Source organism: Bacillus sp. bc15 (assembly GCF_900142585.1).
GTDB classification, from domain to species: Bacteria; Bacillota; Bacilli; order Bacillales; family Bacillaceae_G; genus Bacillus_A; species Bacillus_A cereus.
In genome coordinates this window covers 1-8981 of sequence record NZ_FRBJ01000027.1, presented here as the reverse complement: position 1 = coordinate 8981, position 8981 = coordinate 1, and the positions used below count along the sequence as shown (strand labels likewise).

Here is an 8981-nt window from a genome sequence, read left to right as displayed (position 1 = left end):
CTAAGCATGAAGCCCCCCTCAAGATGAGATTTCCCATAGCGTAAGCTAGTAAGATCCCTGAAAGATGATCAGGTTGATAGGTTCGAGGTGGAAGCATGGTGACATGTGGAGCTGACGAATACTAATAGATCGAGGACTTAACCATATAATATGTAGCAATGTTATCTAGTTTTGAAGGAATATGCCTTCATAGTTTGGTGATGATGGCAGAGAGGTCACACCCGTTCCCATACCGAACACGGAAGTTAAGCTCTCTAGCGCCGATGGTAGTTGGGACCTTGTCCCTGTGAGAGTAGGACGTCGCCAAGCAACTTTAAGACGAGTCAGAATGACTCGTCTTTTTTGTATGCTTTCATACCTCTATCAATTGCATTTTTAACTCCTTCTAAATAAGAAAAACCATATTTTTTATCTGGCTCTAAGTAAGTTCCTTCAGCCCACTCATTCCATGCGTTAATAAATAAAAACTCGCTGTTATAAAAAGAGTAAGTACGATGAATTTGCTTGCTTAAATATATGGTGAACTTTTCAGGGGTAGAACCTACAAAGATGCTGCTATTTGCGTTTTTACGTCGTGCAGTATTATCCCAATCAACAAAAGCCCCAGGAAATGTTTTTTTCTTTGGGAGCGATCGTTGTAATATATACATCCATACTTTATCGTAGTCCCAAACATTCAATTGCATATCAGAATCATATATGACCTTATTTATGTCTGAAGAGCTATCATGGGCAATTGTATAGAAAGGTTCAAACTGAATGCTAGCATCGAATCCATTTATATTAGGTAGTGGAAAACTGTTTAATGTTTCAGCAAAGTATATGCCTTTTAAACCATTTTCTCGCGCTAATGCATTCCAGTAATTAAGCATTTTTTCACAATCAGGAATATGTCCTGGACGATAAATAATGAATAGAGGTTTATCATCTATATAAATATATCTCTCATCTTGGAAAGCCTGTAATAAATAATCAAAGTGTTCCTTCCAATCAGATATATCTCCGTAATCTTGAGGCATTAATATATGTTTATCGAGACCATCCCAAGATTTTGTCCATGGTTCATTTGCCCAAGAAAGACAAAAAGGGAAGTCAGGTTCCTTCATCTTTAGTACCTCATTGAAGGGGGTTTCTAATAGTCTTTTTCCCTTAAACCAATAATGATAATAACAAAAACCATATATACCGTATGCTTTAGCGATTTCTGCTTGCCACTTTCTTACGGAGGGGCTAGTTAAGTCATAATAAAAATCTTGATAAGGTTCCCTCGGTTGATAATGTCCTGAAAATAAAGGTCGTGCACTTTTAGTATTTGTCCATTCAGTAAATCCTTTCCCCCACCATCGATCATTTTCTTTAATTTGATGGAATTGTGGTAAGTAAAAAGCGATTATTTTCAAAGTATATCCCCCTCATGTTTTTCGTAGTTCAATTGTTGGGAAGTTATTCTTGATTTGGTGGAGTAATTTTAAAACAAGAGATATGTTAGCTGTTTACTGTTTTTTTTTATGGTATGTATTGAATTTGCTTTTACAGCTTACTTAATAAGAGAGTATTAGGTAATTTGATATATAGCTGAAATAGAAAGTGCTTTTCGTCATGAAATTAAGTGTATTACGTTGAATAAAAGGAATTAAATTTTTTGAAGGACAAAGAGGGCTTGTGGTAATCGATTTACATCATCAAAAAAGTCTTGTAGCTTTAAATATTTCTCATAATGATTTTCAATATAAGTCCTAGGTATAACGGTTTCTCCGTAAAAACTACTATTTCTAACATCCCCTGCACCAGTAGCGCTGTGGACAAATTTTCCGTTTTCATAATCCGAGATAGCGCGATGTATATCTGGAAAAGCTTGAGATAAAGTTTTATGCCATCCTGTTTGAATTAATTCAGGATGTTCGTGGAATTGTTGACAAAAATCAAGAAAATAGCGCGCTTGTGTTGTTGCGATGAAAATTCCACCAGGGCGAAGAACTCTTGAAAATTCTTTTATCCAATTTTCAGCAGTTTCTTCGGATAAATGTGAGAATACAGAATAAGCGAATATGATATCTAATGAATTGTCACTAATAAATTCTACAGGGGGATGTGGACTTGCTGTTTTATATATCCCTCTTCCTAGTGTTTCATTACAAAGTGTGATCATCGCAGGATCCACATCAATGCCAAGTAAATTTTGATCAGAAGCATCTTTAAATAAGAAGCGTATAATTCTTCCCCATCCGCAGCCGAAGTCTAAAACTTTACTTTCTTTATTCACGGGAACACCTAAATTCTGGGCGTATTGTTTTATATAGCTATAAAACAAATATGCTTCATAAAGAGCATGTTCATAGGAAGCACCTACAAATTGTTTTTGAATTTCTTCAGGAGGAAACCTAGGTACGGGAACCCCATTTATCGTTGTTTGGGAACAACTTTGTATAAATAAATTTAGAAGTTCAACATCAGATAGTGAATTAACAAGATTATCAAAATCACTTCCTAACTTAAAGTTATGCATTTGTCAAACCTCCGAATTATATAGTGATTAAACCTTATTTTCTTGCTTTTTACTAATAAAAACATGTAAAAATTCAGCATCTAACCCGAGTGATCTATCCTTTTGTAAATAAACAATGGTATACATATTTGTGTGTGTATAAATATATTCAATCATATCCTGCCCCCAATCGAACGTTACTAAAGACCCATTCTCATCAATAGGGTTTCCGTGATAAATGGGCTCTTCAATATATTCAATCACCTCTTTATTCAATCTTGCTCTTTGCACAGTTTTTGTGAGTGTATGATACCAAGGGACAGTAAATACATGAGCGCCGCCAGGTTTTAATACTCGTTCTATTTCTTTAAAGGCTTTGTTTGGCGTCATTACATGCTCAAAAACGTCTTGAGTAATGAATAAATCAAAAGATTCATTTTCAAAAGTCATGTCTTCTAAGTTCTCACATCTAATTCCTTGAAAGTATTGGCCAAGAGGATAGTTTTTAAAGTATTGAGAATATGTATAGTTTTTACAGTTTTTTAATAGTAGCTGAGTTGTAATTCCTCCAGGAGAGGATTCGTGGATACTATAGGAATCCCATTTTGGAAAAAATGTGTGTAAAGTATGGATTAAAGCTCGCTGCCTTGGGATAGAGTTACATGTAGAACATAAATAATGATCTCTAAGCCAATCATTATGCTCTATAAATGTAGCTTTCTTTTCGCAAATAACGCAGTACCCATTATTGTGTTTCAAATTGATTTCCACACGACATCACTCCTATGTTACATGCAATCTATTTATGGAAAGTATGATACACGTCAACAATCGGCGAAATCAAAGGGAATAGGTGAAAGTTAGGTATCTCTTAAAATAGCGATTAGGAAAAGGGAATAATCAGTCGAAGAGAACCCGACTCGAATTAAAGTTTCACTTTATGCTATGCGATGCATTAGCTTTTATTCATAGAAAAATGTATAGACTTAAAGTATCCCTCTCGTGTATGGGTACATTTCAAAGTCCTGTGCATATATTTCTGTAACTAAATCCATAGTTTCTTTATCATAAAAGCTTTCGTATGTAGGAAATCGTGGGAAGGCTTCATCTGTAATGCTAAGTTCTGCATAGCTCCCTGCATAAATCATCTTGTGGGCGCGATGATGATCTGAATTTGTAAGAAGTGCTAAATTGGATTTTATCAAATCGTACGTGTGTTCCAGTTTGGTGATTTGTGCATTAAAATCTTCTAAAGGAATATAACATTGGATGAAGTTTTCTTCACCAGGGACGTATTGTTGGCTAAAATGTATATCTATTGCTAGGGAATTGGAACCAAATGCCTGAACGTAATATAAAAATTGTTTAAATGATATTCCTTGATTACTATATTTATCATTATAAAAATAATGACGGATACTTTCCCATTGGGGGCTAGCGTATGGATTGTCAGCAAGTAATAGAAATGAGCTGACAGCCCTTGTATAGGGATTTCGCACAAGTTTACAAACATCCTTTTTACCTTCTAGAAGACCATTCTGTAACTCTGGTATGTAATTTATATTGTTCTTATACACCCAGAATTCATAGTAATGAATAAAGTCATTGTATTTCTTTGCTTCAGTAAATAATCCAATTTGAAAAAAGAACCAATTAGCTAATGCGGTGCATCCGCTTCTGTGACTCCAAAATAGTATAAGGGGAAAGTCTTTATGGTAATGCGGAATTCGGTCTTTATGTAGAATTACATGATTTAAAAGCTCTTGATTTATATTTTTCATGAGTTTCGCACTCCTTTTTTTGAGAACCTTGTGTATGTAGAAGTTTTTTTATGGGTTAAACAAGTGAGGATTGTTTATTAAATATATTCATGGGGATGAGTAAATATTATGAGTGTTTTTGCATTCAATCTGAATAAGGAAGTTCTTCCAAAATGAAAATAGAAAATAAAGATAATGAAAATTTATAACAAACATACAATGATAAGAAGATGAATAATCGAAATGATCCAGTTTATTTGTGTATGTTTTTAGGTTTGACGATGGGAAAAATTTATTACTAGAGAGATGATATTATGAGGAAGAATAATTATTTAATAGTAGGTGGAAATAGTTTCATTGGTATCAACCTCGCATTGGGTTTATTGAAACAGGGGCAAAATGTAAAAGTATTTTCCAGGCATATAAATAATTTTCCTCAAAATATTATAAGTGAAGTTGAATTTATTAAAGGTGATTTAGAAAATGTTGAGGATATATATAAGGCTTTAGTGAATATAGATATTATTATTTATTTAGCTGCGACGTCTAACGTAGCAACTTCAATTGAAGATGTTTTCGGCGATATTAATAGCAGTTTATTTTTTCTTAATTTCATGGAAAGTGTTAAAGATTTTCGTATTAAAAAAATTATATTAGCTTCTTCGGGAGGCACAGTTTATGGTGAACCTGAATATTTGCCTATTGATGAGAAACATCCATTAAGACCACTTTCCCCGTATGGAATAACAAAAGTTTCGCTCGAGAATTATTTGTATTTTTATAAGAGAAAATATGGAATAGATTATGTTGTATGTAGATATTCTAATCCGTATGGAAAATACCAAAACCCCTTAAAAAAAGTTGGGGCGATAAATTGTTTTTTGTATCAGCATCTCAGTAATGAAAGGATTAATATATATGGGAATCCAGAGGAGATTATTAGAGATTATATTTATATCGATGATTTAGTTGAAATTACTATACTATTAGCACAATTAAATCAATTGAAATCTTGCGTATATAACATAGGGAGTGGCAAAGGTCTTTCTTTAAAACGAATTATTGTGGAACTAGAGAAAATAACAGAAAGAAAAGTGGATTTTATCTGTTATAAACAAAAACAAGAGAACGTCCAAAGAATCATTTTAAATATTGATAAGATAAAACAAGAATTGAATTGGGAACCTAAAATAGATTTTAAAAATGGGATTAGATTAAATAAGCTATGGATTGAAGAGTTCTTATATAGTAAAAAATAATAAACCACACTCTACTTGTATTTAAGCAGAGCGTGGTTTATTATTTTACTTCTTTTTCTATTACCCAAAGGTCTTGATGTTCCCACCAAAATCCTTCAGTATACTTTTTGATGATTGGGTTATAGAGCAATAATTTAATTTTGTCACATACGTAAGAGGGGCTAACTATCGTTTGTCCGTACTGATTAACATCTAAATCGAATTGTTCACTAGAAGAGAGAAACCAATAGCCCTGTTCGTTTAAATTTGGAAACCCGAAATATTTTTTACTTTGATAGCCATGGGTTGTGAAAATGAATAAACCACCAGGTGAAACAGCGTTATACAATGTTTGAAGCCAACGAAACCAAGTTGTATCAGGCATATGAGAAAAAAAGGATAGACAAAAAACAATATCGTACGTAGAGGAGTCTAATTTTAACTGTTCGGGCTCAGGATGAGATAATATAGAAGGATTATTTAATTTGTTTTCAATAAAGGAAATGGCCTCTTCGTGTATATCACAAGCGGTTATACTCAAATTCGCTTGTAGATTTAATAAATGACGTGTTACGCAGCCGTATCCAGATGCAAACTCTAACAATTTGATTGGATTGCCTGTAGGAGGATAAAGGGAAGTGATTAAGTCTAAGAGTATTTGTGCTGAGTTTTGCCCGTCTTTAAAATAGTAATCTATCGCTTCTTTTTTTGATGGGAAAACGGGATTAGTGACAATGAACTGAAAGATATGATCCTCAGGATGGATACTTGCATTTACATTGTAGCTGTGTGCGATTTGAGAAATTAAATCTTTATGTTCCTCTATAAAGTCTTTCAAAGAGTATTCCCCCTTAAATAATAGTATCGCCTTACAAGAGATATTGATGGCAGAGAAAGCATACGTTTAAATTTTTAAGTATGCTTTAAGATACTTTCTATATGTATACATTTTCATTTTAGAAATGTCATCGATAGTAAAGCTTTCTTTAATGAAATTTTGCATTTGCACAACTTCATTGTAATGGGAATATGAATCTTCTGTTCTTGTTACACTATTTAAATGTCGTCTATGATAGTTTAGGGGGGCTGGATTGAAGTAAATATCTCCCTCTGTAAGAAGAGAAACATAGAAGAACCAGTCACCAGCTATTTTGAACTTTTCTAACTGTTTTTCTGTTTTCTTCATATCTATATTTTTAAAAACTACACTCGAGACATTAGGTATAGTGTTTTTGATAAGTAACGTATCTTGTATTTCGTCGACGCCTTTTCGAAAATAGGGGGCTTTCCATTTCTCTTCATCGATATCATTTGTGTAATTTAAATAATGATTAGCCAATACATTTCCTTGTTCGTCTATTTGTTTTGATTGTGTGTAGCTTAAGGCAATATTGTTATTTATATAAAACCCCTGCATCACCTCTTGTAAAAATGTTTTATCGCATAAGTCATCGGCCTCTGCAATCCAAATATAATCACCAGTTGCTGCAGTGACGCCTTTTATCCATTGTTTAAATACAGAACCAGAGTTTGTATCATTAATAACCTGTTGAACCTTCAGATGGATCTTATTTTCTTTTGAGAGCAGTTCTTTAAATGTTGATACGCTATGATCAGTGGAGGCATCGTCTAAGAAAATTAATTCGTAAAGAGGGTAGGTTTGGTTTAATATTGATTCGATTCGATCAGGTAAGTATTTTTCATAATTATAGTTTGGTATGATTACGCTTATCTTTTTGTAATTATGTTCGAGAAGATCTAGTAATTGATAAATGTAAGTAAGAAAATTGAAGTTTTTTTCGATAAGTTCTTGGCCAAAGCTTCCCTTTTGTAATCGTAATCCCTCATCATGAATAAATTCATATATTTTTTCTAGCATTTGGGGTAAATTTAAAAAGTCTACTAAGGCACCAGTTTTTTCTGTAACAACATCCTCAAAACCTCCAGCATTTTTAAACCCTATAACAGGAAGTTTTGCATCTAATGCTTCTAAAACAACATTTGGAAAAGGATCTTCCCTTGAAGTTAATAAGTATAAGTCAGCTCCGGCGTTATATAATCCGATATCGGGAGTAGGATCGATTACTGTGAAATGTGCTTTATATTTAGGGGGCAGTGTATTCAGGAATTGAACGTCTGTTCTCCCTACCCAAATAAAATGAATATCCTTGTGAGTCTTTCTTACTGAGTAAGAGATAAGTGAGAATAGATCGATTCCTTTTCGATAATCTGCGAAGCCTACACCCAGGATGATTTTGCTATCTAGAGGCAGGTTAAGCTTCTTACGTAACTCATTTCTAGCTTTTGCGATATTATTCTTATAAGGATTGTGGTTAAACAAACCTTGAGGGAGAATGTGACATTTTTGAGGATCCAATTCAGTGATTGTACGAAATTTTTCTTGTACGTATTGTGAAGGGAAAACAACTTTGTAAGCAAATTCAGCGATGTTTTTAGCTTTCCCTTCAGCAGAGTACTGTTGTATTAAATGCGGTAATTCATGTATTAATGAAACAACTTTTATATTGTGTCTAGCTAGTAATGCGACGATATCGCCACTTATGACAGTGCTACATATGGCGAGGGTAAAATCCTGTGATAATAAATCCTTTATTAATAATTCGACCTTTTCTTTTGTTTGATAATCTTGCTCGAGACAATAAACAGGACCGTACTTTTGGAAATCGGGAATTAAAATACCGGATCCAATAGAAATAATTGCAACAGAGTAATCAAAGTTTTCTTTAAGAGCCTTAATAGTATGTAAAGAAAGTAGCTGTGCTCCGTGGAAATGGGCATCATGGGATACATAAATTATCTTTTTATTAACATGCATTTCATAACGCCTCCTAAGTTTATTAGATTTCTTTTCCTTTTTGTTGATTAAAGGTAAAGAAGAGAAATGTTTTATATATAATCCCCTAGAGATGAGTAGAAGGGGGCGTACTAAAAGAAAAAATATTATCCTTAATATATATTTACTTGGTCTCGCATTCATTCTTTAGAAAAGTATTAGTATTAAGTTAGAGAGTGTAGTCTGCAGATTGTTAGTTTGAATACATACGTTTATGAAGTTCTAAGGATGTGTTAGAAATTAAGAGAGGGCAAAGCTTTTATAATTTATAAAATAAAAAAGATAAAAAGTATTGACGATTGATCTACAGGGGTGTAATATAGGACAAGTCGCCGATGACATTAACGTCGCAAGCGACAAACGAAATGAAAAACTTAGTTGACATTAACTAATGAAGATGTTAACATAAGGAAGTCGCAAATGAGCGACCAAGTAGTTCTTTGAAAACTGAACGAAACAAACAACGTGAAACGTCAATTTTTATTTTTAGATGCTAGACAAACTAACTTTATTGGAGAGTTTGATCCTGGCTCAGGATGAACGCTGGCGGCGTGCCTAATACATGCAAGTCGAGCGAATGGATTGAGAGCTTGCTCTCAAGAAGTTAGCGGCGGACGGGTGAGTAACACGTGGGTAACCTGCCC

At 33.6% G+C, this 8981-nt stretch carries 7 protein-coding genes and 3 rRNA genes; 4 read left to right on the top strand and 6 right to left on the bottom strand.

The features are described 5' to 3' along the window. Both BUA87_RS29585 and rrf read left to right on the top strand, forming a co-directional pair. Nucleotides 1-145 (top strand): 23S ribosomal RNA (locus BUA87_RS29585); the annotation flags it as partial. Nucleotides 146-193: 48 nt separating this feature from the next. After that, a 5S ribosomal RNA gene (gene rrf / locus BUA87_RS29580) occupies nt 194-309 on the top strand. Between the two features lie 14 nt (nt 310-323). On the opposite strand, the gene BUA87_RS29575 is transcribed toward rrf, so the two are convergent. The 4 genes from BUA87_RS29575 to BUA87_RS29560 form a co-directional block, all read right to left on the bottom strand. Next, nucleotides 324-1400 carry a glycosyltransferase WbsX family protein gene (locus BUA87_RS29575; RefSeq protein ID WP_023520896.1) on the bottom strand — a complete coding sequence of 359 codons (1077 nt, stop codon included), beginning with the start codon at nt 1398-1400 and terminating at the stop codon, nt 324-326. Between the two features lie 233 nt (nt 1401-1633). Then, the gene (locus BUA87_RS29570; protein ID WP_000551407.1) at nt 1634-2506 is read right to left on the bottom strand and encodes a class I SAM-dependent methyltransferase; all 873 of its coding nucleotides are present in this window, start codon (nt 2504-2506) and stop codon (nt 1634-1636) included. A gap of 27 nt (nt 2507-2533) precedes the next feature. Continuing rightward, nucleotides 2534-3256: a class I SAM-dependent methyltransferase gene (locus BUA87_RS29565; protein WP_000405127.1), complete on the bottom strand. Its 723-nt coding sequence runs from the start codon at nt 3254-3256 to the stop codon at nt 2534-2536. A gap of 215 nt (nt 3257-3471) precedes the next feature. After that, a complete protein-coding gene (locus BUA87_RS29560; protein ID WP_000790050.1) occupies nt 3472-4266 on the bottom strand; it encodes a sulfotransferase family 2 domain-containing protein in 795 nt (264 codons plus the stop codon). Nucleotides 4267-4559: 293 nt separating this feature from the next. Here BUA87_RS29560 and BUA87_RS29555 point away from each other — a divergent pair, with 293 nt between their 5' ends. Beyond that, entirely contained in the window at nt 4560-5504 is a 945-nt protein-coding gene (locus tag BUA87_RS29555; RefSeq protein ID WP_072941930.1) for an NAD-dependent epimerase/dehydratase family protein, read from the top strand. 40 nt (nt 5505-5544) lie between these two features. On the opposite strand, the gene BUA87_RS29550 is transcribed toward BUA87_RS29555, so the two are convergent. Continuing rightward, nucleotides 5545-6321 carry a class I SAM-dependent methyltransferase gene (locus BUA87_RS29550; RefSeq protein WP_071713857.1) on the bottom strand — a complete coding sequence of 259 codons (777 nt, stop codon included), beginning with the start codon at nt 6319-6321 and terminating at the stop codon, nt 5545-5547. A 66-nt stretch (nt 6322-6387) separates the two neighbouring features. Next, a complete protein-coding gene (locus BUA87_RS29545; protein WP_072941927.1) occupies nt 6388-8319 on the bottom strand; it encodes a glycosyltransferase in 1932 nt (643 codons plus the stop codon). A gap of 526 nt (nt 8320-8845) precedes the next feature. On the opposite strand from BUA87_RS29545, the gene BUA87_RS29540 reads away from it, so the two are divergent. After that, a 16S ribosomal RNA gene (locus tag BUA87_RS29540) occupies nt 8846-8981 on the top strand; the annotation flags it as partial.

Bases quoted from the DNA above. Each gene is read 5' to 3' on its own strand.
- BUA87_RS29555 (WP_072941930.1), top strand. From the start codon at position 4,560: ATGAGGAAGAATAATTATTTAATAGTAGGTGGAAATAGTTTCATTGGT.
- BUA87_RS29545 (WP_072941927.1), bottom strand. From the start codon at position 8,319: ATGCATGTTAATAAAAAGATAATTTATGTATCCCATGATGCCCATTTC.
- BUA87_RS29570 (WP_000551407.1), bottom strand. From the start codon at position 2,506: ATGCATAACTTTAAGTTAGGAAGTGATTTTGATAATCTTGTTAATTCA.
- BUA87_RS29560 (WP_000790050.1), bottom strand. From the start codon at position 4,266: ATGAAAAATATAAATCAAGAGCTTTTAAATCATGTAATTCTACATAAA.